The following is a 26,605-nucleotide window of genomic DNA, read 5'->3' as shown; positions in this document are numbered from 1 at the left end:
ACTCCTTATATGGTGTTCTAACTTTATCATCATAACACGGAATAAGGATGAAACTATATTTTGGTGTGCCTAGAAATTAGTACTATGGAATACATGATTTTATTCAATGTTGTATATCTTACAACTAATCACCAAATTACATTATGGAAGGACCTTCTTGTAATGAGAAATAGAAGATCTAATAAGTATCCCTATCTTATATTAGGGATTATCCAAGCTGTTTTTTTAATACTTGTTTTTATGAAAAGCAAAGAACGGAAGAAACATATAACCCTATTGTTCTCATATACTGGATTTGCTTATTTCTTTGATTATTTTGTTGTTGCTCTTTTTAATGGATATGTCTATAAGCCGGGCTTTGTAAAACAGAAAGAATTAGATAATATATTAGGTTCTGTTGGGTCACAATTTTTTTATGTACCTATTGCAGCGTTATTTATAAATGTTTTTAAGCTTGGATGGAAACTAAAGTTGTTCTGTAGTTTGTGTTTTGTATTAATTGAGAAGCTATTTTTACGATTAGGAGTATTTCAACATAATTGGTGGCGAACAAAGTACACATTTATTTTAATATTTGCTTCCTTTATTTTTAATGATTTATGGCAAAAAGGGTTAGAAAGAAAAAATCCGTTTATATTATTTGTTTCTTTTTTTAATATGATCCAAACAACGTGGATGAATATGGTTTTTTTATTCGCTTTACTAGGGAAGGTTAAGTACGGGAAAGGGAAAAAGTTTAATTGGAAAGAACACTTTATAGTTGCACCTATTATTGGTGTTGTTGTTACTGGGTTAACTGCATGGTTGTTAAAAGGTAAAGAAAGTAAAAGAAAAATAACCACCTTTATAACAATGTTGTTCATTGATGTCTTTTTAATGCGCATAGGGATATTGAAAGTAAGGAATTTATTTGTGCTTCCTTGTATTTATCTAGTTACTATTTTTTCGGCTATTTATTCCAGAAACCTGGTGTTTTCTCAGGTGGGAAAACAATCTGATTAAAAAGGCCAATCATCTATCCATTAGTGAAAAACTACTATTAAGGCTCATGTCGAAAGTATCCTTTGACAAGAGCTTTTTTACGTTAATCACCTAACAGACTATTAGCTCGAGTTAAGCTTCATACTATACATTAAAAAAAACATAAAAACTTCGCAACAGATGTGGCTTTTATTGTGATGCACCTCACTATCTATGATCGGCTAGAAGCTTATAATAGAAGTGATCTGATAGGAGGGACCCAGATGTTTAATCGTGATTTCAACAAAAATCCATTTATTGTTATATGGGAACTAACAAGAGCATGTGAACTAAAATGTCTTCATTGTCGAGCAGAAGCTCAGTACCATCGTCATCCACTTGAACTAACATTTGATGAAGGAAAAAAACTGATAGATGACATAGTTGAAATGGATAATCCAATGTTGGTGTTTACTGGTGGAGATCCACTTATGCGTCCAGATGTATATGACATTGCAGAATATGCAATCAAAAAAGGTGTTCGGGTTTCAATGACTCCAAGCGCAACTCCAAATGTCACTAAAGAAGCTATTCAGAAAGCGAAGGAAGTTGGGCTTGCTAGGTGGGCATTTAGTTTAGACGGACCCACAGCTGAAATACACGATCATTTTAGAGGGACGGAGGGTTCGTTTGAGTTAACAATGAACGCTATTTCCTATCTGCATAAGCTGGAAATTCCAATTCAAATAAACACTGTCGTTTCTAGGTATAATGTTGATGTACTTGAAGAGATGGCGAAATTAGTAGAGGAGCTAGGATGTGTACTTTGGAGTGTGTTTTTCCTTGTACCAATAGGTAGGGGAAAAGAAAACGATATGATTTCACCAGCAGAACATGAGCAAGTGTTTCGCTGGCTTTACAAGCTAAGCAAAAACGTTTCATTTGATATTAAAACAACTGCGGCTCAACATTACAGACGTGTCGTAATTCAAGAAAAGATGAGAGAATCCATCACTCCTGATCAAGTGATTCATTATGAGGACGCATTGACAAAAGGTCTGACTGGACCATTTGACGGGTTAGGAAGAGCGCCAAAAGGAGTCAATGATGGAAATGGTTTTGTATTTATTTCACATACAGGAGACGTATTTCCGAGTGGATTGTTGCCAGTAAAAGCCGGAAATATTCGTACTACTCCATTGGCTGACATTTATCGGGATTCACCTATTTTTAAAGACTTACGTAATCCAGATAAATTTAAAGGCAAGTGTGGGGTTTGTGAGTTTCGCCAAGTGTGTGGGGGATCTCGGTCTCGAGCATATGCGATGACTGGGGATTACATGGAAAGCGAACCGTTCTGTGTATATATTCCTAAAGTAATGAGGAAACAGAGGAAGAGAGAAAAAATAGGGCATGGACAATAGCGTCCATGCTTTTATTATGTGAATCAAATAGATCGAGAAATTACAAAAAGGATCGTCAAATGATAGACAATCCTTTTTGTATTGTGAGAATAGATTGTGGAATAACTAGTTAGTAAAAACTTATGCTTCAGCGATTGCTCGTGGGAACAACACATTATTTTCTAAATGAATATGTTGGAACATATCTGCTTCAAGCTGTTCAAGACGTTGATAGACGAGACGATACGTACCACACGCTCCTTCTGGAGGATTGAAATCATCTGTAACGTCACGAAGTTTCTTTAGAATGTCACCAGCGTGACTATGTTCGTTTTCAAGCTCATCAACGACTTTTTGTAACTTTTGGATGTTTTCTTCTGTGCGATTTTGTTCAACTTCTAAAATAAGTGGGAAATCTTCCGTTTCCTCTTTAATTAGGTGTTGCTCCAGTTCAACACGTAACTCATTGAACAAGCGATGAATGTCAGCTAAATGTGGCTGCGCTCCACCATGCACACGTAGTACTTTTGTGACATAAGGACTTAATTGAGGCAATTCTTCCTTAAGGTAGCGATGATGTTTGTGAATAATGTGGTCAATTAATTCACTATACGATGCCTTTTCCCATTCGATTCTAGATGCATGAAGAGCTGATGTTTCTTGATAAAGTTTATTTAGGTTATTTAATACTTCCTCAGGAGATAATTGTCTCTCATTAATTGCATCTATAAGTGGACGGTTTCCCCCACAACAAAAATCAATACGATAAACTTTAAAAAGGTCACCAGCCTTTGGGAATTTTGTGACGATATCGCCTACAATCGATGTTTCAGTAAATGTATGTTCCATGATAATTCCTCCATAAATTAAAGTTTTGGATGTAGCTTTTTGGATCTAGCTAAAGAATAACAATAATTTATAAAAGACATTGTGAGATAGATCACTGGTCTAGAATTCGCTAGTACTTGAAAACATTCATCTTACAAACAGTGACAGTGATCACAGTTTTAGCTCTGTTAAGTTAGTACAATTGAAGGTAAAATGTAAGCTGCTTGCTAATAAGGGGGTTTAAAGATGAAGTTAGCAATGATAAAAAAACATTTACAAGCTGTTTCGCTCTTTAAAGAGCTTTCGGAAACCGAGATCCAGCCAATCGTTGATATTTCACAATTACGGACATATACAGCCAGATCATTTGTTTTTATGCAGGGAGAACCATTAGATCGAGTGTTTTTTATCCATTCTGGTAAAGTGAAAATACACAAAACAGATTTATCAGGAAAAGAACAAATTGTATCCATTCTCCAAGCCGGTGATATGTTTCCACACGCAGGCTTTTTCCGGAAAGGGGACTTTCCAGCGCATGCTGAGATTCTTGAAACTGCTGACTTAATTGTCATTCCGGTTGAACAGTTTGAAGCAATCCTACTTAAATATCCAGAACTATGTATTAAAATGTTCAAAGTGTTAGGTGAAAAGATCGTTGACCTTCAAAATCGATTAGAACAAAAAATTTTACGTGACACGTATGAACAAATTGTGATGTTATTCATCCGTTTAGGTAAATCAAATGGAATAAAGTTTAATGAAAAATACAAACTCACTTCACAATTTACGAATCAAGAATTAGCTAATATGATTGGCACATCAAGAGAAACGATGAATCGTACGATTAATCGTTTGCGAAAAAAAGAACTAATCGACACCGATGAAGAAGGGTATTTCCTTATCCATTCAAAAAAATTAGAAGAAGAAATTATTTAAAAGGCTCCGGAAAAAGGTTGACTTTCACCTTTTCCGGAGCCTTTTGTAAAGAACAAAAAAGGTCGCTTTATAATCGGATTTATTAAAGGAATGGTAACGTAGAAGCCCTTGGGAACATCATTGTAAAGAGAGGGAATACTAACGTATGAGACAACCAAATATGAAGCAAAAGGCCGGACTGAAGCCTTGAAAGTGCAGAAAAAGAGAAAAGAGGGACACAGAAGGCCGGAGTGATACCCTTAAGATCCAAGATAAGATAAATCAAAATAAGCTAGTGTGTTCTTCCTAAATCTATGTCAGAATAGTATAATATATTGTCTAATTAATCATTTATAAATTTATTTGGATTTTAAGAAAGGAGTTCTTTGTGAAGAAGATTAGAGTTGCTTTGTTACATCTATTGCCTATAGCCGGTGATATAGCCTACAACCAAGATCTGATTGAAACAGCTGTATTGGGTGCAGCAGAGGAAAAGGTTGATTGGATTATAACACCAGAGCTTGCTACAAGCGGGCTACAATTTTCTCGGAAGGTTGGAACGGATTGGATTAATGAACAACCGGATAAATGGATGACACACCTTCAGAACATTGTTAAATCGATAAATGCAACTGTATTCTTAGGTTGCGCAGAAAGATCGAAGGCAGATGAATTATACAATACTGTCTTTGTGATTAATTCAAAAGGTGAATTAATTGGCAGTCAGAAGAAAGTCGCTAAAGTAGATAACTGGTCTACATCAGGTGAGGTTGTTGAACCGGTTGAATTAGAGGATATAAAAGCTGGTGTTTTAATATGCGCAGATGCATATACAAAAAATGTGGCTGATACATTATTGGCAAAAGGAGCGAAGATTCTAGTTGCTCCTTCATCATGGGGGCCTGGTTTACATGGGCCGAATGGTGAATGGGAACAAAGGTCGATAGATACAGGCTTGCCCGTATTTGTTTGTAATCGTACTGGGGAAGATGAAACAGTCTCCTTTTGGGAAGCTGAAAGTTCTGTAATTAAGAATGGGAAACGACTGCTTTCCTATAAATCAGCTGAATCGGCAATTATCATTTTTGAATGGGATCTAGAAGAGATGAACTTAATTTCTGCTAATTTTAAAGTTATTAAGGTTAATTAAAGAATGTGTGTATCTCTAGTCAGCATTCATCAGTTCCTATTTCATTCTTAATTAATATTTCTACATATTAATTAAATGCTATTGTTTTTTTGAGTATTCGATTTGTCTTCAGCTTAGTAAATTAGTTAGAATTAATGTAAAGATTAAATAGTTAGGTAGGTCTTTCATGATATATGAATACATTCTTGTTTTTCTAGCTGCAGCTATTCCATGGTTTGAGATAGCCTTAGTGATCCCGGTTGGAATTATCCGGGATTTATCGCCTTTTTGGGTAATGCTTCTTGCGTTTTTAGGTAATTTGAGTACAGTTATTCCATTAGTAATCGGGTTTGAAAAGGTAAAAGTCTGGTTCGCAAATCGTCAAAAAAAGAAGGGAAAAGCACAATCAAAACGTAGTATGCGTGCAACAAACGTATGGAATAAGTACGGGCTGCCAGGTCTTGCTTTGGCAGGCCCTATTTTAATAGGTATCCATATCGCTGCTTTTATTGGGTTATCTTTAGGTGCGACTAAAAATGGAACATTAATTTGGATGACAGTCAGTTTAGCATTATGGACATTGATTTTTGGGATTATTACGATGCTTGGTTTTGACTTGTTTGTTCAATGATTGTAATAGATAGATAGCTGCTTGATAATAAAATGCTAAAACCTCCTGTCTCAATTCGTTAACTCGTTTTGAAGCAGGAGCTTTTTGCTTTAAAGAGGATTAAAAATTGCTAACTGTTTTTTTATACTACCCATACATATTATAAATTTTACTTATTTTGTCTTGTAAAGAATCTAAATGTACAAACCGAGCTTCTCTTATAAATTCTTTTCCTTCAACATATAAAAGGAGGGCGGGTACAGTAAATATGGAAAGCTCTCCAGCTATTTCTTCAACATGATCAGCATTAATATAACCTAAATGGATAGTAGGAAATTGTAACAACATTTCTTTTACTTGGGGTAATAAAGCTTGGCATACCCCACAATTAGTTCTTGATATGTATAAAAAACTAAGCGAATTTCTGCTAATAAATGTTTTTACCATGTTGAGTGATGTTAGTTCATTCATTGAATGTTCCCTCCTAATTCGCTTTCATTGTGTTAATTCTATTTAATTTTACTTATTTGGATTGACGGTTAAAACTTAGAATAACTCGCCTTCTTAGTAAAGCGTACTTTCAATTGATTTTATGATGTATGTCATTCAATGAAAAAATGCAATAAAATTTTTTTTTAGCATGTAAGAACATTCATTGAACATGATTGTAGAGACGAAAGATTGTTTATTATAATGAATATAAATATTAAAAGGAGAGTGTGTGCTATGAATGAACAACAGCAAATGGTAACAAATTATCTTATTAAACATAAAGAAAAGCAATCGATAGAAGAATTTGCAAGCTTTCTTGAAACGATTGCTCGCAAGTTAAAGGAAAATGGAGAGTTTGTATTTGTTCAAGACGGAGAGGAAATTAAGGTTGCACCAACCCAGGTTGTCAAAACAGAAATCGAGTACACGCAAAAGGGTGACAAGCATTCGTTTGAAATAGAATTTGATTGGTATGAAGGGGATAACCAAGGGCCTGGGAAAATTGAAATAAAATAATAGCTCAAAAAGGTAAACAACAAGATAAAATTTTGCAGGCACATTATTAATTTCTATAAAAAACCAATCAAGTATTGACACATCAGAATTATCGGATTAATATAATGTAAATATCAAATTTATTTATACTTGAGCTGATTGGAAAAACCAAAGGCACATACTTCTTCTTGTAAAAAGTATGTGCCTTTTTTTATTCATAAATCATAGTAAATCGATATGAATTACCAGTATAGTATTTGATTTGATGAGAAGAGAGAATTTACATATAGAGATTGTGAAAGATTGGAGAGAGGGAAATGACTATCGAAATAGCACTTGTCATAATTGTGGTCCTTGGAATGCTTGTCTGCTTAATGAAAGAAGTGGCTAGGCCCGATTTCATTGTTTTTTGTGCACTTGCTGTTCTTCTTTTAAGTGGTGTATTATCACCCTCTGATGCGTTAAGGGGTTTCTCGAATGAGGGGATGCTGACTGTCGCACTTCTTTTTATTGTTGCAGGGGCAGTAAAACAAAGTGGCGTTTTAAATCAAATCGTTACAAAATCCTTAGGTGCGGGAAAGAGTCCGAGAAAATCCCTATTTCAAATGATGGTTCCACTCGCAGGTTTATCTGCATTTTTAAACAATACACCGATTGTTGTTATGTTTACACCTATTGTCCGTAAGTGGTGTAAAGAAAAAAATATTTCACCGTCAAAGTTTTTAATTCCACTTTCTTATGCGACTATTTTTGGAGGGACCTTGACATTAATTGGTACATCCACAAACCTTGTTATACATGGATTTATGCTAGAGCAGGGTTTGGGTGGATTTTCGATGTTTCAATTAGCAATTGTGAGTCTCCCTGCAGGTATTTTAGGGATAATCTATATAACTACAATTGGGTATAAGCTTTTGCCAACTAGAAAAACATCTGAAGAATCTTTTAATGAAAGTTCAAGAGAATATCTTGCAGAAGCGTTTATTGAGCCTAACTCACCTTTAAAAGGGAAGACCATTGAAGAAGCTGGGTTAAGAAGTCTTAGTGGATTATATTTAATTGAATTAATTAGAAATGGAGAACGGACAGCTTCTGTGCCTTCTTACAAAAAGCTTATGGAAAATGATAAGCTGATCTTTACAGGAGTTTTATCAACGATTGTAGAGTTACAAAACATAAAAGGTCTAAGGGTAGAGACCGGAACAAATTTGAAACTAGAAGATTTGCAAAATGGAAGTGCTTCTTTAGTAGAAGCAGTTGTTTCCCATCAGTCTTCATTAATTCAAAATACAGTGAAAGAAAGTAAATTTCGCAGTAAATACGGTGCAGGAATTGTTGCTGTACATCGAAATGATGAGAGAATTAACAACAAAGTCGGTGACATTGTATTAAAGCCGGGAGATACATTACTACTGTTAGGGAGTAAGGACTTTGTAAATAGTTGGTCTAACTCTAGAGATTTTTATTTAATTTCTCCACTTGAAGATCCGGAAATTAATGATCCGAGAAAATCGATCATTGCCATGGCAACATTGGTGATCATGATCTTGCTTGCAGCCTTTAATATTTTACCGATGTTTAATGCAGCACTATTAGCAGTTATTGTCCTTTTCTTAACAAAGACGATTACTTTTGAAGGTGCCAAAAAATATATTCATTTTGATGTACTCCTACTAATTGCTTGTGCGATAGGGATAGGGATTGCGCTTGATCAAACAGGTGCAGCAGCACTTATAGCTAATAATTTTGTGGGCATAACAAAAGGAGCGGGTGTACTAGGGGCGATTATAGCTGTTTACCTCCTAACAACGCTATTTACAGAAGTTGTTACAAATAATGCAGCAGCAGTCCTGATGATACCGATCGCGTTAGAAATGGCTAATCAGTTAGCCGTTGAGCCGATGGCGTTTTTTGTGACGATTGCGATTGCAGCGTCTGCTAGTTTTGCGACGCCGATTGGTTATCAAGCTAATTTAATAGTGTACGGACCAGGTGGTTACCGTTTTTCTGATTATCTGAAAGTGGGAATACCTCTTAATATTTTATATTGTATTGTAACGGTAGTGGTTGTAAATATCGTATGGTTAACTTAATGGTAGTAGGCAACGCTTCATTTTTTTGAAGTGTTGTCTTTTTATATATTAAAGGAAAAAATTGAAACATTTTCTTATTACAAAGCGTAATTATAGTAACTGTGTATTTTAGGGTAAAGGAGGGAGCTAACATGAAAAGAACAATGGTACTTTTTGTGATGGTTATCATAGTTCTTGCTGCATGCTCTACTGATGAAGTGATTAACTATGAATATACATTTAAAGGGGAAGGTGAGTACTGGGAAGCTGAATATCTTTTTGAAGGCACCCAAATATGGGGAGAAGATGACGGGAAAACGACTTACACTCATGAAAAAAGCGATATATTCTCAGTAACATATATAGGACCGTTAGAAAAGTTTGAATCAATCGAAAAACTTGAATACTTCTACGAAACGTCAGCTGGAAGTGGGGGTGCTTATCGGGAATTTGAGGAACCACCTAAAGAGGTTACATTTAAAATGAGCGGTGGTGGGACCGGAGCGAAAGTGAGTGAAGATGAGATGGTTCAAGTAAATGTGAAGTGGAATGATAATGAAGAATCATTCGAACTTATGAATCAACAACTTAAATGAAGAAGGAGTGATACTTGTGAAAATGCCTGCGTGTTGGTCTTGTCATTATGGTTTTAAGTGGAAAGAGTTATTGTTTGTAATTGACGGCCGAAAAAAGTGCCCCCATTGTGGGAGTAAACAATTTATGACCACTCACGGTAATTGGAGAACGGGTATTGCTGGGCTTCCTTTATTGATTTTCCCTTTTATAATGAGACTACTTAATTTGTCTTGGATTTTTATTGTTTTAATCACTTTTTTGGCAATTATCATTTATATTGTTCTTCTGCCATTTCAATACGAATTCACAGACAAAAAGCAGCCGTTGTTTTAATGGATGTAATTTACATACTTGATGTTAATAAGGAGGTGTTACTTTGAAAGTAAAGACATTTAGTGGATGGACCGAACACGGGCTGGATAAAAAAATCAATACATTCCTAAAAGACAAATCAATTGAATTAATAGATGTGAAATTCGCTTCACCTTTTTTTACCTTTAGTGCGATGATCTTATACAAAGAAATAGAGGAATGAGTAGATTGAAGGAGTTAGGATTATTTAAAGATATTGACTGTACACGTATAGTATATTTACTATTTGCTGTCTTAACTGCTTTGTTCTCATTGGGTAATGGTAGTTATGTTTAACAACCTTTGTAATTTGGAGTGTTTATGCAAATGACGAACTGAAGAAAGAGATATACAAAGTATTGAGCGGTTTTCTTGAGGAGTGTTTGTTATGAAGGGAAGCACATTTCTTTTATTCATTATTATCATCATGCAAGTTTCAACGCTTATTAACATTACTGTCTTTAATGGGGAGTGGAACGGGATTATTATAGCGTTACATACAATCTTGTTTATCTTGGCAATTGGGACTTACTTGGAAGGGAAGCGTCATAAAAGTTAGGTGAAAACGAAAAGTGAGAGGTATTTCACAATCGCAGGTCACCAAAGAATAAAATAAAAATGAAAGCTTACCGTAATTATAAAATTTTGATTATAAGTATATATTTTCACTGAGGAATAAGAGATAAGAAATTTAATAAGTGTGAGAAAGGCGAATTGCTTGGTCAGCAATTCTCTTTTTTTGTCGTTAAAGAAAAAAACGATATGATTCCGCATAGAAGAATAATAAGTTTCTCTTTTTTATAAGGCGTGTTAATATTCTAAATAAATGAAATAACATGTAATTAGCGCTAAGAATGAAAGCGCTTTTTTAGAAAGGGAGTTGGAATAAGATGAGTGATATCGTATTAGTAGAAGGAGCGCGTACCGCTTTTACTGAAATGTCTGGGACATTTAGAGGCATTTCTGCAACAGATTTAGGAGCAGAGGCAGCAAAGGGAGCGATTCAAAAAGCGAATATCAATCCTGAGGACATCGATCAAGTTGTGTTTGCAAACGTTCAGCAGTCTAGTAAAGATGCGCATATACTTGCTCGTCATATTGGGTTAAAGGCGGGACTTCCTATTCATGTTCCTGCTATTACTATCAATCGTTTGTGTGGGAGTGGAGTAGAAGCAATTTTAACAGCGGCTCGTTATATTATGACTGGGGAAGCAAAGGCGGTGCTTGCTGGAGGAACAGAAAGTATGAGTAACGTCCCACATGTCATTCCAGGTATGAGATGGGGAAGTGGACTTGGTGGACCTCAAATTGAAGATTGGGTTTGGGATGGATTATACGATACCGTTGGTGGCTGCAGCATGGCTGAAACAGCTGAAAATTTGGCAGCAAAATATGAAATCCCTCGCGAAGAAGTTGATAAGCATGCATTAACAAGTCATGAGCGTGCGCTAGCAGCGATTGAAAAAGGCTATTTAAAAGAAGAGATTGTGCCAGTCACAGTCAAGGGAAGAAAGGGTGACCAAGTTGTTTCTGAAGATGAACATGTCCGTCAAACGAGCATGGAGAAGCTTGGGAAACTAAAAGCTCGTTTTATTAAAGACGGTGTGGTAACGCCTGGAAATGCTAGTGGAATGGTAGACGGAGCAGCAGCGGTGATTGTCACGTCAAGTGAATATGCAGCTGAAAAAGGGTTAAAGCCAATTGCAAGACTTGTTTCTTGGGATGTCGTAGGGGTTGATCCAAAATATATGGGGATTGGTCCAGTACCAGCGATTCAAAACTCTTTGAAAAAAGCTGATTTGAAATTAGAAGATTTAGATTTAATTGAAATCAACGAAGCTTTCTCTGCACAATATTTAGCGTGTCAAAAAGAGTTAGGGTTTGATTTAGAAATAGGTAATGTAAATGGTGGAGCGGTTGCTTTAGGGCATCCACTTGCAGCAAGTGGCACAAGAATTACACTTTCTCTTGCTTATGAATTACAAAGACGTAATGCGAAATATGGTGCTTCTGCTGTCTGTATTGGTGGAGGACAAGGCATCGCATCGATTTGGGAGCGTTTATAATAGGTCAGATTCTTATTGCGTGAAACTTGTGGGTTTCCACAAGTTTCACGGTTTACTAGATGTCAGAATATATTTAATATTGAATTTAAAAAGGAGCTATGCTAAGATGGTAATTAATCAGTATGCTGAATAATATTTAAAATGTATTAAAGTTCTACCAAGAAACAAACAAATTAATTGATAGGAGTCATTTTGATGTTTGAACTAGACGATAGTTTATCTTTTTTGCTTTCTAAGTGTAATCAAAAAGCTTTGGCGCTTTCTCAAGAACGATTATTAGATTTTCAACTTACACCGGCTCAAGCAGTAGCACTTACTTACCTTTTCAAAAAAGATGGAATTAACCAGTTGCAATTAGGAGAAATGATTCAAAAGGACCGTACTACGATTAGTGGTATCTTAAATAAACTTCAAGCGTTAGGTTATGTAAGGAGAGGAACGAATCATTCTGACAAAAGGTCTAGTTTGATCTACGTAACAGAGAAAGCACTTGAAATTAAAGATGAAATGATGGCCCAAGCCGTTGAGGTTAATCAAATGTTAGCAGAGGGCTTTACCGAAGAGGAGAGACAATCTTTAATCAGCGCTCTTAGAAGAATAAGGAACACAAGGTAAAAATTAAAAATTGGTCATTTGATTAAAATATTTTAAACCCAATTAGTCAGTATACTGATTAATTGCGATAATATAAAGGGGAGTGAGTATGATGGCAAGTGTATTTGATAGTCCTAATAAAATGCTTTTTGGCAGTGGAACTTCTGAATCTGTAGGAGAAAAGTTGAAAGAATTGGGTGTTGCGAAAGTTCTTTTTATCTATGATAAAGGCATTAAATCTGCTGGAATCGTTGATAAAATAGCTGACTATGTTTCCTCGAGTGGAATAGAAATTATTCACTATGATCAGGTTGAAGCCAATCCTCCTGACTATTCGGTAAATGAAGCTGGGGAACTTGGGTTACAAGGGAAAGTAGATGGTATTGTAGCAATAGGAGGGGGAAGCTCGCTTGACACGGGAAAAGGGGTAAGGATCCTCTTGTCATACCCCGGTCCCATTAGTAACTATTATGCAAAACTAGATTCCAAACCTTTAGATGAAACCATTATGAAACCTCTTATTGTTATCCCTACAACTGCGGGAACTGGAAGTGAAGCGACACCTGGTGGCGTTATCACTGATACAACCACTCATACTAAGAAACCGATTATATGTGGAGTCAGTTTAGCAGTTATTGATCCGACACTTCATGTTAAGCTCCCACCGTCGATTACGGCAACAACTGGATTTGATGCCCTATGTCATGCTGTAGAGGCAGTAACTTCAAAGCGTCATAATAAACTAAGTGAAGTGTTGGGGCTTGAGGCCATCACACTTGTTGGAAAACACTTACGTACAGCAGTAACAAACGGTACCAATATTGAAGCGCGTGAAGGGATGGCTTTGGCTGCCACTCTAGCCGGTATGTCACTACGAGGGCCGTTTGGAGGGATTCCACATGATTTAGGTTCACCTCTTAGTAATATTTATCCAATCCCACATGGAACAGCTGTAGCTTTTCTGTTAGCTGAAGCTCTTTCTTTTATCGCACCTGCAACTCCAGATAAAGTTCAATTGGTTGCAGAAGCTTTAGGAGCAAACATTCCAGCTCAAGCATCAGCCGAAGAAATAGGCGACATTGCAGCTAAAGTTATAAGGCGTTTGTATCAGGATGTGAATATGCCAACGATGCAATCATACATCTCGAGTAAGGAAGAGATGCTTGCTAACATCGACGAATTCTACAAACCTTCTGTATTTTCTCCAAGACCGTTAGAAAAAGAAGATGCAATACACATTCTATCTGTCTCTTATGATAAAAATTAACGAATTAAGAGGAGGACAATCCAATGTACAATAATATTGATTACACGGGAAAAAAAGTAGTGATTACCGGAGCTGCATCTGGTATGGGGGAATCTGTTACAAGGCTAATAGGTGAATTAGGTGCTGAGATTTATGCACTCGATATAAAACAAGTTGAGGGAAAAATCAAAAAGTACATTCCTATTAATTTAGGAAATCAAGCTTCCATAGATGCGGCAGTAGCAGAACTTCCAGAATCTATTGACAGTGTCTTTCATTGTGCAGGTATTGCTGGCAGCACGTACTTAGGAAAAAGGTTTGCCCCTCTTGATGTAGTAACGATTAATTTTATAGGAGCAAAATATTTTGTTGAACAACTAATACCTAAAATGCCGGAGGGGTCTTCAATTGTTCTTGTATCCTCTATCGCTGCAATGAACTGGAATTCTCATATTCAAGATTATTTAGAATTTGTGAAGCTAGATGATTGGAATTTCGCTCAAAACTATCTGTTGGAACGGAAGGATGATCCTTTATTCGTCGGAGGTCCGGAGAAAGCAAATAAGCCATATACGTTTTCAAAAGAATGTATGATTATTTATTCGACTCTTCGTTGCTGGGAATTGGCAGCTAGGAAAATACGAATAAATACGGTTAGTCCAGGAGCGACAAAGACACCGATGCATGACGATTTTAATGAGATTGTGGGGAAAGAAAGAGGATCGCAAATGCCTGTTTCACCTGTTGGATATGAGGCTAGCCCCGAACAAATGGCGTCAGTGATGTTGTTTTTAAATAGCGATATGGCTAACTATGTAAGCGGTGTCAATGTAGGTGTCGATTATGGCATGGTAGCAGGAATTACAATGAAAAACGAAGCCCCTTCACCTGTTATGAGTGATCGTAAATAAAGACTTTATCATTTTGATTAATAAAAACAAAAAACAGAGAGTGGTGAAGTAAATTGGATAATACTAATAATTTTATTCAACAAATTGATATACGGATTAATAATGAAGATGTGAAAACAGATCAATACCGAGAAGTTGTTGATCCTGGAAGGTTAACAGATGTTGTTGGGCTCGTTGCTGTAGGAAATCCTAGTCATGTCGATCAAGCAGTTGAAGCAGCCCATCAAGCATTTCTTTCTTGGCGAGATACGACTCTTGAACAAAGGAGCCGGCTACTTTTGGATGCAGCAGATATCCTAGAGCAAGGTAGGGATCATTACGCTACCTTACTAACACGTGAAACGGGCATGCTTTTTTCTGGATGTACCGGAGATATTCAGATATCTATCATGTCAATTCGTGAAACGGTAAAAATTGCACAAGATTTTTTCGAACCACAACAAGCTGAAGATGATCACACGCATATTAGTATTGAAAAGGTTCCACTTGGGGTAGTAGCTGCGATTACCCCTTGGAATGTCCCGATGGCGATAGCGATGAGCAAAATTGTACCGATTTTGATTACAGGAAATACGGTTGTTTTAAAACCATCTCCAAACGCTTCAATCGCTGTTTCTATAGCCTTAAGAGAGATCTCTAAATTATTCCCACCAGGTGTCATTAACATTGTTCATGGGGATATTGATGTAGGTGAAGCATTAACATCCCATCCACTTGTTCGAAAAATCACATTGACTGGTGGGGAAAACACAGCTACTAATATCATGAAATCCGCTGCTGATTCGCTAAAGCGAGTGCATTTTGAACTAGGTGGTAATGATCCGGCTATTATTTTAGATGATGTGAATCTTGAAAAAGTATTACCTGAAATCGTAAATTTGACATTTAGGCGATCTGGTCAAGTATGCGTTGCTACAAAAAGAATTTATATTCCAGAATCAATCTATGATGAAGCATGTTCCATTTTTTTAAATCTTGTCGACCAATATAAAATTGGCCACGGTCTTGATAAAGAGGCGACATTCGCTCCTGTTAATAATAAACAGCAATATGACTACGTTACTACACTCATACAAAAAGCAAAACAATATGCAAGAGTAACGGAATTGGGTACTAAATTAAATCCAGATCAGTGGAATAACGGTTATTACATTCAACCAACAGTCATTACTCATGTGAAAAATGAAGAAGAGGTCGTTCAATGTGAACAGTTTGGACCAGTTGTACCATTAGTATCCTATAAAAATGAAGATGAAGTAATTCAAATGGTTAATGATACTGAATATGGCCTTGGTTCATCTGTTTGGACATCTGATTACGAAAGAGGCTTACGTATTGCAAGGAAAATCGAAGCTGGTTGTACAGGAATAAATGGAAGTGTCGATTCTCCTCTTGGAATGAATCTAGTTCCGTTTGGTGGTGTTAAAAGAAGTGGAATCGGCTGGGAAAGAGGTATTTCTGGCTTGAATGAGTATGTGAACTATCATAGTATTACGTATCATAAAAGTTTGGAGTAAGATTACTAGTATAGGTTAATAGATGGGAGGGGCAGGGGTTCTTTCTTCCCCTTAGCCACCTCCTTATTAATAAAGTAAACGCTTCATTTTAATGAAGAATACCTCGTCGAAACAGCTCGGCAACAGCTTGTGTACGATTTTGTGCATTTAGTTTCTGAATAGCTGATTTTACATACTGCTTAACGGTTGCTTCACTTATATACATGGAAGCAGCCATTTCTTTTGTACTCTCTCCAGAAGCTACTCGTCTCATTACCTCCATCTCTCTTCTGCTTAATAAAACTGTATCTTCTGATCGATAGAAATCCTCTAATGTCTTCCCAACAAGTTTTCCGTACAAGGTACATGCAGATAGAACCCTCTCATCTATTTTTGATCCCTCAACAAACTCATTTGTGCATATATAGCCAATTGTCATTGAGCCGAAGAAGATAGGAGTAACAAGTAAGGAGTTAGTAGAGCTTGATAATACATATTTACTGCTTATATTAATGAAATGTTCATACCCTGTACAAAACTTTGCTTTTCTTTCACGAATTGATTTATAGATGATGGGTAATGACCTAATATCATCGCGAATGTCTCTAATTTGAGTAAGACCAGATGTAGAAAAGGAAATAATACCTTCCCCAAGGTAGCCTAAAGGGGAGAACCTAAATAAATATGCATTCGAAACGGGGAAAAGGTCCAAATATACTTCAAGAGCTTGGTACAATTGCTCTTCTTGACTAGAAGCAGTTTCAATTTTTCGCACAGTTTCCTGAATGGTACATTGGGACGTCACCTATATCATCTCCTTTTTGAGGTAGTAATATATTCAAAATTAGGAATATTTTTATTATACAGAAAATTATATTATTTAATTAAGCAACTTAGACTAACCTGACTATAAAAAATCCTGATTAATTTACTAGAAAGGATGATTTCGATGGCTAATTTAGACCCACAAGCAAAGGCTTATTTGGAGGCTTTTAATGCAATGCCAGCTTTACATGAAATGGAGGCGCAAGCTGTAAGAGATATGTTCGCACAAGCCCCACCGGTAGAAGTAGAGCTAGCACGACTTGCAAAGGTAGAAGACCAGCTTATTTCCGTCAGCGATGATGCTGAAATTAAAGTAAGGATCTACACACCAGAGGGTGAAGGGCCTTTTCCAATATTTGTCTACTATCATGGTGGAGGCTGGGTCATTGGGGATCTTGAAACATCGGATGCAAGCTGTCGAATGATTGCAAATAAAACGGGTAGAATTGTTGTTTCTGTAGATTATAGGCTTGCTCCTGAATATAAATTTCCGGTTCCTGTGGAAGATTCTTATAGTGCCTTGAAATGGGTAAGTGAACACGCTGCGTCATTAAACGGAAGCGCTTCCAATTTGGTGGTTGGTGGAGATAGTGCCGGTGGGAACCTTGCTGCAGTCGTATCGTTGATTTCAAGGGATAACAACGGTCCTGAAATTGCAGGTCAAGTTTTAATTTATCCAGTGACAAAGCTCAGTTATGATACAGGATCTTATCAGGAATTTGAAAAAGGTTTTGGTCTTGATCGGGATTTGATGATTTGGTTTGGAAATTATTATATTAACAATGATGAAGATACGCAAAATGTTCATGTCGCCCCGTTATTAGCTGATGATTTAAGCAATTTACCTCCAGCTTTTGTGATCACAGCAGAATGTGATGTTCTTCGCGATGAAGGAATTGAATATGCTAATCGCCTTAAAGAGGCAGGAGTGAAAGTTGCAACGACTTGCGAGTTAGGATTAGTTCACGGGTATTTTACTAATATGGCTGTATTCCCAGACCGTATTAAAGGATCTATAGACAAAATGAAGCAGTTTTTACGTGAACTAAAATAGTAAATAATAAAATGTAAGGGCTTACAAGCGAGGAACAAGTGATCAACTAACAATGCAAAGTTCGGGAGGTAGGTAGAATGGCAAAGAAAAATAAAGTTATTAACTTAGATGCAGTTGTTGTTGGGGCGGGGTTTTCAGGTCTTTATATGCTTCACCGTTTACGTGAGGCTGGCTTTTCTACCCGTGTTTATGAGGCAGCAGATGGTGTAGGTGGTGTATGGTATTGGAATCGCTACCCAGGCGCTCGCTGCGACTCTGAGAGTATCTATTATAACTACACTTTTTCGGAGGAGCTTTACAAGGAATGGACATGGTCTTCTCGTTATCCGGCACAACCTGAAATTCTTCGTTATTTAAACTTTGTAGCTGATAAATTTGACTTGAGACGTGATATTCAGTTTGAGACGCGTATTACATCTGCCCGTTATGATGAAGAAAGAAATAGGTGGTATATCCAAACAGATGATGGAGTTTCTTTGTCAGCTAAGTACTTTATAACAGGAGTAGGCTGCCTTTCTACTTCTAATATTCCTAATTTTAAAGGTTTAGATAACTTTAAAGGGGAATGGTACCATACCGGGCGTTGGCCGAAAGAAGGTGTAGATTTCAAAGGGAAGCGTGTTGGGGTTATCGGAACCGGATCAACAGCTGTTCAAGCGATTCCAGTCATTGCTGAAGAAGCTGGACATCTTTCAGTTTTTCAAAGAACTCCACAATATACGGTTCCAGCACGAAATCACCTATACGATCCTGAATATATACAAAGAGCAAAAGAGAATTTCCAAGAAATTAAAGAAACCATTCGTAAGTCAACAGGTGGACTTCCGACAAAGCAGCCAAAGCCTTCTGCGATAGAAGACTCTGCAAAAGAGCGTGAGAAGGTTTATGAGACTGCTTGGCAACACGGGGGGTCTGGATTTTTCACAGAAACGTATCAAGATATAACGATTAATGAAAAATCAAATGAAACTGCTGCTGAATTCATTCGGGCTAAAATTAAAGAAACTGTTCATGACCCTAAACTTGCTGAAAAACTGTTACCTACTTACTATTATGGTACGAAAAGGCCAATTTTAGATACAAATTACTATGAAACTTTTAACCGCGAAAATGTATCATTGATTGATGTAAAGAATGCGCCGATTGTGGAAATTACAGAAAAAGGGATCCGAACGGAGGAAGCTGAATACGAACTAGATGTTATTGTGTTTGCGACAGGCTATGATGCGATGACAGGAACATTATTTAAAATGGACATTCGAGGCAGGGATGGGATTACGCTTAAGGAAAAATGGGAAAACGGAGCCGCAACAAGAACATACCTTGGTATTACAACAGCTGGATTTCCAAACATGTTTATGATTACTGGCCCTGAAAGTCCTTCTGTTCTAAGTAACATGCCTGTATCAATAGAGCAGCATGTAGAATGGATTTCTGATTGTATAGAATACCTTAGAAAAGAAGATATCGGGACAATTGAGGCAAAAGTTGAGGCAGAAGAGGCATGGAGTAAGCACTGTAGAGAGGTTGCTGAAGCAACACTGTTTACTAAAACAGACTCCTGGTACACCGGACAAAATATCCCTGGTAAGGCACGCAGGTTTTTAATCTACCTTGGAGGAGTTGGAGCTTACCGCGAAAAATGTAGTGAAGTTGCAGCTAGGGGGTATGAAGGATTCTCGTTAGTAAATAAATCTAATACAGTGAAGTAAGGTAATATTATGTGAACTAACCAAGTTTTCTTGGTTGGTTTTCTTTATTAATCTACTTCTAAAAGTTACTTAGAATAGAGTAAGCTTATTGTGGTAGTACTTTAGAGATCTATTTTCTATTTAAATTGACCTTTCTTTAATTATTTTCAAAAAAAGGTTGCTAATGCGTTTTTATTATATTAATATGTTTTGTGTCGGCTTTTAAATTTGAAAAAAAGTTCTAATGATTGATTTAATTGCTGAAAAGTACTTGCGTGGAATTTTGTTTTATGCTAAGATTAATTTTGTCGTCGCAATAGACTTTTCAAATGCATTTCTAGAGAGGACCCTTAGCTCAGTTGGTCAGAGCACTCGGCTCATAACCGATTGGTCGTAGGTTCGAGTCCTACAGGGTCCACCATTCAAATGGAGGATTAGCTCAGCTGGGAGAGCACCTGCCTTACAAGCAGGGGGTCGGCGGTTCGATCCCGTCATCCTCCACCAGTTATTATTGCTTTTTGGCAAAAATGTGGAGAAGTACTCAAGTGGCTGAAGAGGCGCCCCTGCTAAGGGTGTAGGTCGGGCAACCGGCGCGAGGGTTCAAATCCCTCCTTCTCCGCCATTAATCTTTTCGGTTTTTATGGCCCGTTGGTCAAGCGGTTAAGACACCGCCCTTTCACGGCGGTAACACGGGTTCGAATCCCGTACGGGTCACCAACTTTTTAAAACATAAGGTATAACAACTATACATACCGTGCTAGATGGGGAGATGGCGGTGCCCTGTAATCTGCAATCCGCCTTAGCAGAGTTGAATTCCATCCAGCGGTTCGTTACATGTAAGGTTTGCCTTATGCAAGCGGTGTTGACAATTGGGGTCTACGCAACAGAAGCCTATGAACTTGGTCAGGTCCGGAAGGGAGCAGCCATAAGTAGATTATTCTGTGTGCCGTAGGTAACCCTGATCGAGCTGGCTGCATAAGTAACGCTTATGTGTGCGAATCAATGGTTGGTGCACGGTTATAATTTCTTGGGGCCTTAGCTCAGCTGGGAGAGCGCCTGCCTTGCACGCAGGAGGTCAGCGGTTCGATCCCGCTAGGCTCCACCATTACAATTGATTGCGGGTGTGGCGGAATTGGCAGACGCGCTAGACTTAGGATCTAGTGTCTTATGACGTGGGGGTTCGACTCCCTTCACCCGCACCATTTTGCGCTCTTAGCTCAGCAGGATAGAGCAACGGCCTTCTAAGCCGTCGGTCAGAGGTTCGAATCCTCTAGGGCGCGCCATTATGCAATTATACATAAATACTTTTGAAAAGGTCAGCAAAAATTGGCCTTTTTTGTTTTGTCGTAATAAGGTGTACTTATTACTAGGGTAGTGAGTGGAAGTAGACGCAAACTCGGAGTAGATCGGAAGGGACCGGAAAACAGAACCGGAAGAACGAATTGAGCATCAATTTTAATTCGAATTGCGATCGTCATTCAATCAATGGGTGTTCAACTTCGAGAGGTAGTAATAAGGTTGAAGAGTGATTAGTGATTTTAAAAAAGAGCTTACCTGAATTTTTCGGGTGAGCTCTTTTTGGACTTGTTGATTGAAAACTCGAGTAATGATAATACATTGCTAATTTATTTCAATTCTAAATGCGAAAATTCCACGCTTTTAGTAGTTGACCTAACTATGCAAAAAATAACCCTGCAACATACATTGATAATGCGAGGGTGATACTCGCAAAAAGTGATGAAAGGAGGGCTTGGAATGTCTCACGGTTATAAACCAGCTACAGGTTTCGCGTTAATCGTAGTGCTGTTTATTCTATTAGTTATCGTTGGTACAGCGTATGTTTACTAGTAAGATGGAATAGTGCACGCCACTTCCAGGTAAGAGTCGATCATCTCCATTAGAAAGTAAAAGGCAAAGTCATTATATGGCTTTTGCCTTTTAAATTGTCATTGTCTTATGTTCACTTTTGGTTGCCCAAACAAAGCTTGTATTAGCAATTTAAAATTTGTAGCTATATGTATAAATCTGTCGCAAGTTTGAATTTTCAAAAATTAATAAATAAAGCAACTCCTGTGTTATACTCCTTATGTAAGCGCATACACATCAAAAACCTTGGGGAAATGAGTGAGTTGCTATGAAAGTAGAAGATCTAATTAATCGTTTTGTACTAGTTGAAAAGCGTGAGCCGTTCGATGAAAATGAATTATTAGACCATATTCAAAAAAGTTATATTTTCGGGCAATTATCTTTAGTGGAATACAAAAACCTATTTTGTGAACTTGACAAACGTGGAGCCAAAAAACCAGACTCGCTGTATTTTAAAACAGAGTTTTTATATTTTGATGAGGTAAATTAAAGCTAATTATTACTCAGGGGGAGCGATGCTTCGCCTTTTTTGTTTCTGAAATTATTTGTAATATGAAGAGGCAGAGCTTCGCCACAGGCTCTGCCTTTTAATATCTCTATAATCCCCTTAGCATAGTTGCTAAAGTTATCATTAATATACTTTATCTTCAATTGAGACACCACTCGGTTTATAATGAATCTTTATATTCGTGATACATTCAGATGCGCCGGTGTTAATTCCTAAAGTTTGTGCTTCCTTAATGACGTCAAATACTTCATGTAAATCACCCTCTATAACGGTCTCCATTGGACCGATATAAAATTCAAGACCTGATTCTTTTACTAAATTCAGGACTTCAGGAATCATTCCATCAGTGTACATATCTTTTCCGTTCGGCAAAACTTGGAATCCAGCAGTAACGGTAGCCATTCTATACCAATCCTTTCTATAAAATTACTTTCTATTCTTTAGTTTTTCTTTAATGGATCTTGGATCTTTTATGAAATTGTTTTTCGGGCTTAATGCCGAATACAGTGTGGCTGGTAAACCAACTCTGTGTAACTGTAAGAATTACGACGCTTTTCTGATGTTGTTTTACGACCAACCCCTTTCTTTTTGTATATTAGTTTGATACCCTGTCTGATAGTTGTTAAACCTCTATAGAAAAAAGTAGAAACGTTAAGAAAGTAATGGACGAAAGGGGAATTAGATGAAGACAATGTTATTGATGGCATTACTATCAATTTTAGTAGCTACAGGTTGTAGAGTAGATGAGAATCTATCGACTGAAAAAATACTCGAGCATACAATTGAAAATATGAATGAAGTAGAAAGTTATCTTTTTGAAATTAATTCCGTGTATATTGATGGGGTTGGGAATGAAACGGTTTCGCACTTACAAGGGGAGACGCTTGTTTCGCCATTTAGAGCATTTTTAGTGAAAGAGCATGACCTATTTCTATCAGAATTAGAAGTGTATCAATTAGGGAATGAAATTTATTATAGGGAAGCATCAAGTGAGGAACCGTTATTAAAAGCTGAGAATAATCAGCGACCAGACCACATGATTGATGGCTTAGAAAAATTCAAGGTTATGTTGGATCAATTAGAGTTTACCGAGGAAGAGCAAGAAGAGTATTACAGCTACGGATATTCCGTGAAAAATGAAAAGAATAAAAACTTATTTTCCTCGTTTTATCCTTACTTTATTTCAACCGATCCGATGGAAAAGTCAATTAATGATCTTTATTTAGAGCATAGTGAAATTGAGGATTTGAGTATCGTGGTTTTCATAGATAAGCAATCATTTTTAGTTAAGGCTATGGAGATTAACTATGTGCTTCAATATGATTTGTTAGATAGTGGAGATCCGGTACAGATTTCTGAAAAGATCGATATGACATTTAGTGGATACAATGAAATTGAGGAAATTCAACTATCTGACGAAGAGATTGAATCAGCATTGACGTTCCAAGAATATCTTGAACATATTGAAGAGGAAGTAAAGAAAGATAGGGAGAATCATGAACCTGAAGTGATTGACGAGGATCTTGGCAACTCTGGTTCCAATTTAATGAATGATGGACGTTTTACAACGGATGGCGAGTGGATCTATTACTCTTCAAGAGATGAAGGTCTATATAAAATGAAACTAGATGGTAGTGAAAGACAGCAGCTATTTGAAAATGAAGTGGCCAATCTGAATATTTCTGATGAGTGGCTTTTCTTCATCGATAAAACAAGAGGGAATCAAGTGTACAAAATGAAAACTGATGGTACAGAAAGTAGACAGATTACTGATACATTCACAGAAAACTTGGTGGTTGTTGATGATTGGATGTACTTTAAGCCAATTACGAACACACCAACAGGAGAAACAAGAGTTTACCGTTTGCAGACTGATGTAACGAAACATGAAAGACTGCTGGATGATGCTTATCAATTCATTGTGGGTCAAGGGTATTTCATTTACCAATATGAAAGTGGGGGAAATTTGTATTTTCTGGAGTTGGATGACGTTGATTTAGTGCCTGTTATGCTACTAGGTGTTGAAGCAAATCAATTTTCTATTTCGGGTGGGTGGCTCTATTTCGAAAGTGTTGATGATAATAGTCGAATCTATAGACAAAGTGTAGAAAGTGGACAAACCGAGCAGGTGACAGTTAATGGAAGTCAAGGTTTCAATGTACAAGACAATCTTGTTTTCTATAAAAATACAGATGATAATCAAAGTCTTTACCGATACAATGTGGCTACTGCTGAAAATACAAAATTGGAAGATGAAGTGTATTACCTTCATATTATTAATAATCAACTTTACTTTGCCAAGGCTGTTACGCGTAATAAACTAGAATGGTATAAAATGAATTTTGATGGAACGGGCAAAGAGCGAATCAGTTTTTAGTCCTATAAATAGAAGTGAGAATATTTATTATACAGCTCAATGATTGCATAATAATAGATCCCGAAAGAACAAAATATTTTGTTCTTTCGGGATCTATTCATGATTTTTACAAAATAAGATTAGTTTATTTTAACAAATCGACGAGAATGAAGCACTGATCATCACTTTTATGGTGGGAGTTTTTCTCTTTAGTTAGTGCTGTAATTATTTTACTCTTAATCTCTTTGATGGAGATTGATTGATTTTCCTTTAAAAGATTACATAGCTGCTCTGAACCGAGAGGCTCTGATACTCCATCAGTGTATAGAAGTAGTCTACCTCCGTTGGTGTAAGAGAGGGTATTGGTCTTAAAGTTAATACCTTCAAACGCTCCGATGGGAGGTGTTTTAGACTCCAACTGGTTCAATTTTCCGTCGGAGTCTAGCCAGAACGCGGGTGGGTGGCCTGCGTTGATATAATGAATTTCTTGTTTTTGGGTGTCAATTAAAAGATTAATAGCCGTACAATAATGCCATGCTTCTTCGTTATTTTGAAATAAGCTGTGGAGATGGTTATCCAACTCTTTCATAACAGTCTCGGTATGAACTCCTTTTGAGATCAGTCTTTGAAATAGAGAGTGCAGAGACATTGTAATCAATGCTGAAGATATTCCATGACCCATTACATCTAGTAAAATAATTCCGTAACGGTATGGGTCTAGTTCATAAAATCCATAAATATCACCAGATAATTCGTTAGATGCCTCGTAAAACGACTCAATTTGAATATGATCGTTCTCGATAGGTTCAGTCAATGATGTTTCTTGTATCTTTCTAGCTAGTTCTAATTCTTTTTTTGTGTTTGCTTTGTATGCTTGATTTTGCTTATTTAGCTCTAGTAATTCTTTTTGTTTGTATTCTAAATCCCTCAGAGTTGCTTCTGCTTCTTTTTTGGCTTTTAACAGTTCAGTTTCGTACTCATTTCTTTTACGCGTAGGGATAAAAATACAATTGATCTCCGTACGCTCATTTCTATTCATTAGGAGAGCGTTCATAATGACTGGAATTTCTTCCCCTTCAGAGGTTTTTAATGTTGTGTGCATTTCCTCAATGTGCCGTTCCAATTTAATAAGTGGAACAAAATAAAGTTGATGAAAAAGCTGGCCAGGTACTGTAAGGATGGAGTTGAGATGTTGTCCGTTTACCTGATCGAAAGTATAGCCGAGTAGTTTTAGTAATGTTTGATTTACTGATAAAATAAGCCCTTCATCTGATAAAGTCAGAAAGCCACAAGGAGCATGATTCAATTGTTCGTCCATTACATGTTCTCACCTCTGCTATTTTGTAATTCTGTTGAATGATTCTTTAAATAATTACGGATTAACTGTACAGTTTCCTCGGGATGACTCATATGAGGACAATGTCCGGTTGCCTCCATCTTAGCTAAGGTACTATTAGGAAGATGTTGATGAAGATATTCGCCTACTACATTTGGAGCTATTATATCATCTGAACATTGTAAAATAAGGGACGGTACTGTTACGTTTGCCAAATCTTCGCGATTGTCTGTAAAAAAAGTAGCTTCAGCAAATTGACGTGCGATAATAGGATCGGTTGAACAGAAACGATCTTTCAAATCACTCTTTATCTCCGGTCGATCAGGATTATTTATTAATGTGCCGGCGAAGGCCGTTGCCCAACCGATGTAATTTTTTTCCATCATTTCAATTAACCCCAATAGTTGTTCTTTTTCAAAACCACCATAGTATTCAGGAGGATCATTCAAATAGCAAGGTGAGGGAGCGAGCATAATGAGCTGAGAGAAATGTGTAGGATTGTTCAGTGACGCCAACATTCCGATCATACTTCCAACAGAATGGCCAATAAGAATTGTTTCTCTAAGGTTCAAAAAGGAACATACATCAAGTATGTCTTGGGCATAGCCATGAAGGTTACTGTATCGATCTAGATTATAGGCCTGTAAGTCGGAATTCCCTGATCCGACATAATCAAATAAAATGGTTTGATAGTCGTCTTCAAAAGCTTTGACAACTGACCTCCATACGCTTTGATCACAGCCGAATCCAGGCGCAAAAAGTATTGGGCGTGTCCCATTGCCAGTAACCTTAACGTTGTTGCGAGATAAAATGTTTTGGTTCATT

At 37.0% G+C, this 26,605-nt stretch carries 27 protein-coding genes, 7 tRNA genes and 1 other RNA gene; 29 read left to right on the top strand and 6 right to left on the bottom strand.

The window, feature by feature from the left end; translation table 11 throughout:
• Positions 1–162 precede the first annotated feature (162 nt).
• Positions 163–1,002 carry a hypothetical protein gene (locus AC1FXZ_RS09555; protein WP_480052915.1) on the top strand — a complete coding sequence of 280 codons (840 nt, stop codon included), beginning with the start codon at positions 163–165 and terminating at the stop codon, positions 1,000–1,002.
• A 242-nt stretch (positions 1,003–1,244) separates the two neighbouring features.
• Entirely contained in the window at positions 1,245–2,384 is a 1,140-nt protein-coding gene (locus AC1FXZ_RS09550) for a TIGR04053 family radical SAM/SPASM domain-containing protein (RefSeq protein ID WP_480052913.1), read from the top strand.
• Between the two features lie 120 nt (positions 2,385–2,504).
• On the opposite strand, the gene ric is transcribed toward AC1FXZ_RS09550, so the two are convergent.
• Entirely contained in the window at positions 2,505–3,212 is a 708-nt protein-coding gene (gene ric, locus AC1FXZ_RS09545) for an iron-sulfur cluster repair di-iron protein (protein ID WP_480052911.1), read from the bottom strand.
• A gap of 225 nt (positions 3,213–3,437) precedes the next feature.
• Between ric and AC1FXZ_RS09540 the strand changes: the two genes are divergently transcribed.
• From AC1FXZ_RS09540 to AC1FXZ_RS09530, 3 genes are all read left to right on the top strand, one after another.
• On the top strand, positions 3,438–4,127 hold the full coding sequence (locus AC1FXZ_RS09540; RefSeq protein ID WP_480052909.1) for a Crp/Fnr family transcriptional regulator: 690 nt from the start codon (positions 3,438–3,440) through the stop codon (positions 4,125–4,127).
• Positions 4,128–4,494: 367 nt separating this feature from the next.
• Complete coding sequence (locus AC1FXZ_RS09535) at positions 4,495–5,256, top strand: carbon-nitrogen hydrolase family protein (protein ID WP_480052907.1); 762 nt, start codon at positions 4,495–4,497, stop codon at positions 5,254–5,256.
• 166 nt (positions 5,257–5,422) lie between these two features.
• Positions 5,423–5,866: a small multi-drug export protein gene (locus tag AC1FXZ_RS09530; RefSeq protein WP_480052905.1), complete on the top strand. Its 444-nt coding sequence runs from the start codon at positions 5,423–5,425 to the stop codon at positions 5,864–5,866.
• Positions 5,867–5,992: 126 nt separating this feature from the next.
• Here AC1FXZ_RS09530 and AC1FXZ_RS09525 read toward each other — a convergent pair whose 3' ends face one another.
• Positions 5,993–6,316 (bottom strand): thioredoxin family protein, encoded by a 324-nt coding sequence (locus AC1FXZ_RS09525; protein ID WP_480052903.1) that lies wholly within the window; start codon positions 6,314–6,316, stop codon positions 5,993–5,995.
• A gap of 255 nt (positions 6,317–6,571) precedes the next feature.
• Between AC1FXZ_RS09525 and AC1FXZ_RS09520 the strand changes: the two genes are divergently transcribed.
• The 11 genes from AC1FXZ_RS09520 to AC1FXZ_RS09470 all read left to right on the top strand — a co-directional run bounded on the left by AC1FXZ_RS09520 (position 6,572) and on the right by AC1FXZ_RS09470 (position 16,165).
• On the top strand, positions 6,572–6,853 hold the full coding sequence (locus tag AC1FXZ_RS09520) for an amphi-Trp domain-containing protein (RefSeq protein ID WP_480052901.1): 282 nt from the start codon (positions 6,572–6,574) through the stop codon (positions 6,851–6,853).
• Between the two features lie 296 nt (positions 6,854–7,149).
• A complete protein-coding gene (locus AC1FXZ_RS09515) occupies positions 7,150–8,925 on the top strand; it encodes an SLC13 family permease (RefSeq protein ID WP_480052899.1) in 1,776 nt (591 codons plus the stop codon).
• 131 nt (positions 8,926–9,056) lie between these two features.
• Entirely contained in the window at positions 9,057–9,500 is a 444-nt protein-coding gene (locus tag AC1FXZ_RS09510) for a hypothetical protein (protein ID WP_480052897.1), read from the top strand.
• Positions 9,501–9,522: 22 nt separating this feature from the next.
• Positions 9,523–9,813: a TIGR04104 family putative zinc finger protein gene (locus AC1FXZ_RS09505; RefSeq protein WP_480053089.1), complete on the top strand. Its 291-nt coding sequence runs from the start codon at positions 9,523–9,525 to the stop codon at positions 9,811–9,813.
• Between the two features lie 43 nt (positions 9,814–9,856).
• Positions 9,857–10,015, top strand: coding sequence for a sporulation protein Cse60 (locus AC1FXZ_RS09500; protein ID WP_480052895.1), 159 nt, complete (start codon positions 9,857–9,859; stop codon positions 10,013–10,015).
• 204 nt (positions 10,016–10,219) lie between these two features.
• Entirely contained in the window at positions 10,220–10,390 is a 171-nt protein-coding gene (locus AC1FXZ_RS09495) for a hypothetical protein (protein ID WP_480052893.1), read from the top strand.
• A 331-nt stretch (positions 10,391–10,721) separates the two neighbouring features.
• Positions 10,722–11,897 carry an acetyl-CoA C-acetyltransferase gene (locus AC1FXZ_RS09490; protein ID WP_480052891.1) on the top strand — a complete coding sequence of 392 codons (1,176 nt, stop codon included), beginning with the start codon at positions 10,722–10,724 and terminating at the stop codon, positions 11,895–11,897.
• Positions 11,898–12,092: 195 nt separating this feature from the next.
• A complete protein-coding gene (locus tag AC1FXZ_RS09485; protein ID WP_480052889.1) occupies positions 12,093–12,512 on the top strand; it encodes a MarR family winged helix-turn-helix transcriptional regulator in 420 nt (139 codons plus the stop codon).
• 91 nt (positions 12,513–12,603) lie between these two features.
• Positions 12,604–13,758: an iron-containing alcohol dehydrogenase gene (locus AC1FXZ_RS09480; protein ID WP_480052887.1), complete on the top strand. Its 1,155-nt coding sequence runs from the start codon at positions 12,604–12,606 to the stop codon at positions 13,756–13,758.
• Positions 13,759–13,781: 23 nt separating this feature from the next.
• Entirely contained in the window at positions 13,782–14,648 is an 867-nt protein-coding gene (locus tag AC1FXZ_RS09475) for an SDR family oxidoreductase (protein WP_480052885.1), read from the top strand.
• 53 nt (positions 14,649–14,701) lie between these two features.
• Positions 14,702–16,165 carry an aldehyde dehydrogenase family protein gene (locus AC1FXZ_RS09470; protein ID WP_480052883.1) on the top strand — a complete coding sequence of 488 codons (1,464 nt, stop codon included), beginning with the start codon at positions 14,702–14,704 and terminating at the stop codon, positions 16,163–16,165.
• Between the two features lie 88 nt (positions 16,166–16,253).
• Here AC1FXZ_RS09470 and AC1FXZ_RS09465 read toward each other — a convergent pair whose 3' ends face one another.
• Positions 16,254–16,949, bottom strand: a complete 696-nt coding sequence (locus AC1FXZ_RS09465) for a response regulator transcription factor (protein ID WP_480052881.1) — start codon at positions 16,947–16,949, stop codon at positions 16,254–16,256.
• Positions 16,950–17,093: 144 nt separating this feature from the next.
• Between AC1FXZ_RS09465 and AC1FXZ_RS09460 the strand changes: the two genes are divergently transcribed.
• The 12 genes from AC1FXZ_RS09460 (at position 17,094) to yppF (ending at position 22,070) form a co-directional block, all read left to right on the top strand.
• Positions 17,094–18,023: an alpha/beta hydrolase gene (locus AC1FXZ_RS09460; protein ID WP_480052879.1), complete on the top strand. Its 930-nt coding sequence runs from the start codon at positions 17,094–17,096 to the stop codon at positions 18,021–18,023.
• Between the two features lie 77 nt (positions 18,024–18,100).
• Positions 18,101–19,735 (top strand): flavin-containing monooxygenase, encoded by a 1,635-nt coding sequence (locus AC1FXZ_RS09455; RefSeq protein WP_480052877.1) that lies wholly within the window; start codon positions 18,101–18,103, stop codon positions 19,733–19,735.
• Positions 19,736–20,058: 323 nt separating this feature from the next.
• Positions 20,059–20,135 (top strand) — tRNA-Ile (locus tag AC1FXZ_RS09450).
• A gap of 7 nt (positions 20,136–20,142) precedes the next feature.
• Positions 20,143–20,218 (top strand) — tRNA-Val (locus tag AC1FXZ_RS09445).
• A gap of 27 nt (positions 20,219–20,245) precedes the next feature.
• Positions 20,246–20,336 (top strand) — tRNA-Ser (locus tag AC1FXZ_RS09440).
• A gap of 20 nt (positions 20,337–20,356) precedes the next feature.
• A tRNA-Glu gene (locus tag AC1FXZ_RS09435) sits at positions 20,357–20,431 on the top strand.
• A gap of 35 nt (positions 20,432–20,466) precedes the next feature.
• An RNA gene (gene ffs / locus AC1FXZ_RS09430) (signal recognition particle sRNA large type) lies at positions 20,467–20,731 on the top strand.
• A 12-nt stretch (positions 20,732–20,743) separates the two neighbouring features.
• A tRNA-Ala gene (locus tag AC1FXZ_RS09425) sits at positions 20,744–20,819 on the top strand.
• Positions 20,820–20,831: 12 nt separating this feature from the next.
• Positions 20,832–20,916, top strand: a tRNA-Leu gene (locus tag AC1FXZ_RS09420).
• Positions 20,917–20,920: 4 nt separating this feature from the next.
• A tRNA-Arg gene (locus AC1FXZ_RS09415) sits at positions 20,921–20,997 on the top strand.
• A 472-nt stretch (positions 20,998–21,469) separates the two neighbouring features.
• Positions 21,470–21,562, top strand: coding sequence for a YjcZ family sporulation protein (locus tag AC1FXZ_RS09410; protein WP_480052875.1), 93 nt, complete (start codon positions 21,470–21,472; stop codon positions 21,560–21,562).
• Between the two features lie 286 nt (positions 21,563–21,848).
• A complete protein-coding gene (gene yppF, locus AC1FXZ_RS09405; RefSeq protein WP_480052873.1) occupies positions 21,849–22,070 on the top strand; it encodes a YppF family protein in 222 nt (73 codons plus the stop codon).
• Between the two features lie 141 nt (positions 22,071–22,211).
• On the opposite strand, the gene AC1FXZ_RS09400 is transcribed toward yppF, so the two are convergent.
• Positions 22,212–22,490, bottom strand: coding sequence for a thiamine-binding protein (locus AC1FXZ_RS09400; RefSeq protein WP_480052871.1), 279 nt, complete (start codon positions 22,488–22,490; stop codon positions 22,212–22,214).
• A 280-nt stretch (positions 22,491–22,770) separates the two neighbouring features.
• Between AC1FXZ_RS09400 and AC1FXZ_RS09395 the strand changes: the two genes are divergently transcribed.
• Positions 22,771–24,465 carry a DUF6612 family protein gene (locus tag AC1FXZ_RS09395; RefSeq protein WP_480052869.1) on the top strand — a complete coding sequence of 565 codons (1,695 nt, stop codon included), beginning with the start codon at positions 22,771–22,773 and terminating at the stop codon, positions 24,463–24,465.
• Between the two features lie 124 nt (positions 24,466–24,589).
• Here the strand turns inward: AC1FXZ_RS09395 and AC1FXZ_RS09390 are convergent, their stop codons facing one another.
• Positions 24,590–25,762, bottom strand: coding sequence for a SpoIIE family protein phosphatase (locus AC1FXZ_RS09390; protein WP_480052867.1), 1,173 nt, complete (start codon positions 25,760–25,762; stop codon positions 24,590–24,592).
• On the bottom strand, positions 25,762–26,604 hold the full coding sequence (locus tag AC1FXZ_RS09385; RefSeq protein ID WP_480052865.1) for an alpha/beta fold hydrolase: 843 nt from the start codon (positions 26,602–26,604) through the stop codon (positions 25,762–25,764). Before AC1FXZ_RS09385 ends, AC1FXZ_RS09390 begins: the two co-directional genes overlap by 1 nt.
• Position 26,605 lies beyond the last annotated feature (1 nt).

The organism is Halalkalibacter sp. HAAS-P014, from assembly GCF_056619965.1.
This window is presented reverse-complemented; position numbering and strand designations above follow the sequence as displayed.

Bases quoted from the DNA above. Each gene is read 5' to 3' on its own strand.
- AC1FXZ_RS09555 (WP_480052915.1), top strand. From the start codon at position 163: ATGAGAAATAGAAGATCTAATAAGTATCCCTATCTTATATTAGGGATT.
- AC1FXZ_RS09550 (WP_480052913.1), top strand. From the start codon at position 1,245: ATGTTTAATCGTGATTTCAACAAAAATCCATTTATTGTTATATGGGAA.
- ric (WP_480052911.1), bottom strand. From the start codon at position 3,212: ATGGAACATACATTTACTGAAACATCGATTGTAGGCGATATCGTCACA.
- AC1FXZ_RS09540 (WP_480052909.1), top strand. From the start codon at position 3,438: ATGAAGTTAGCAATGATAAAAAAACATTTACAAGCTGTTTCGCTCTTT.
- AC1FXZ_RS09530 (WP_480052905.1), top strand. From the start codon at position 5,423: ATGATATATGAATACATTCTTGTTTTTCTAGCTGCAGCTATTCCATGG.
- AC1FXZ_RS09525 (WP_480052903.1), bottom strand. From the start codon at position 6,316: ATGAATGAACTAACATCACTCAACATGGTAAAAACATTTATTAGCAGA.
- AC1FXZ_RS09520 (WP_480052901.1), top strand. From the start codon at position 6,572: ATGAATGAACAACAGCAAATGGTAACAAATTATCTTATTAAACATAAA.
- AC1FXZ_RS09515 (WP_480052899.1), top strand. From the start codon at position 7,150: ATGACTATCGAAATAGCACTTGTCATAATTGTGGTCCTTGGAATGCTT.
- AC1FXZ_RS09510 (WP_480052897.1), top strand. From the start codon at position 9,057: ATGAAAAGAACAATGGTACTTTTTGTGATGGTTATCATAGTTCTTGCT.
- AC1FXZ_RS09505 (WP_480053089.1), top strand. From the start codon at position 9,523: ATGCCTGCGTGTTGGTCTTGTCATTATGGTTTTAAGTGGAAAGAGTTA.
- AC1FXZ_RS09495 (WP_480052893.1), top strand. From the start codon at position 10,220: ATGAAGGGAAGCACATTTCTTTTATTCATTATTATCATCATGCAAGTT.
- AC1FXZ_RS09490 (WP_480052891.1), top strand. From the start codon at position 10,722: ATGAGTGATATCGTATTAGTAGAAGGAGCGCGTACCGCTTTTACTGAA.
- AC1FXZ_RS09485 (WP_480052889.1), top strand. From the start codon at position 12,093: ATGTTTGAACTAGACGATAGTTTATCTTTTTTGCTTTCTAAGTGTAAT.
- AC1FXZ_RS09480 (WP_480052887.1), top strand. From the start codon at position 12,604: ATGGCAAGTGTATTTGATAGTCCTAATAAAATGCTTTTTGGCAGTGGA.
- AC1FXZ_RS09475 (WP_480052885.1), top strand. From the start codon at position 13,782: ATGTACAATAATATTGATTACACGGGAAAAAAAGTAGTGATTACCGGA.
- AC1FXZ_RS09460 (WP_480052879.1), top strand. From the start codon at position 17,094: ATGGCTAATTTAGACCCACAAGCAAAGGCTTATTTGGAGGCTTTTAAT.
- AC1FXZ_RS09455 (WP_480052877.1), top strand. From the start codon at position 18,101: ATGGCAAAGAAAAATAAAGTTATTAACTTAGATGCAGTTGTTGTTGGG.
- AC1FXZ_RS09410 (WP_480052875.1), top strand. From the start codon at position 21,470: ATGTCTCACGGTTATAAACCAGCTACAGGTTTCGCGTTAATCGTAGTG.
- yppF (WP_480052873.1), top strand. From the start codon at position 21,849: ATGAAAGTAGAAGATCTAATTAATCGTTTTGTACTAGTTGAAAAGCGT.
- AC1FXZ_RS09400 (WP_480052871.1), bottom strand. From the start codon at position 22,490: ATGGCTACCGTTACTGCTGGATTCCAAGTTTTGCCGAACGGAAAAGAT.
- AC1FXZ_RS09395 (WP_480052869.1), top strand. From the start codon at position 22,771: ATGAAGACAATGTTATTGATGGCATTACTATCAATTTTAGTAGCTACA.
- AC1FXZ_RS09390 (WP_480052867.1), bottom strand. From the start codon at position 25,762: ATGGACGAACAATTGAATCATGCTCCTTGTGGCTTTCTGACTTTATCA.
- AC1FXZ_RS09385 (WP_480052865.1), bottom strand. From the start codon at position 26,604: ATGAACCAAAACATTTTATCTCGCAACAACGTTAAGGTTACTGGCAAT.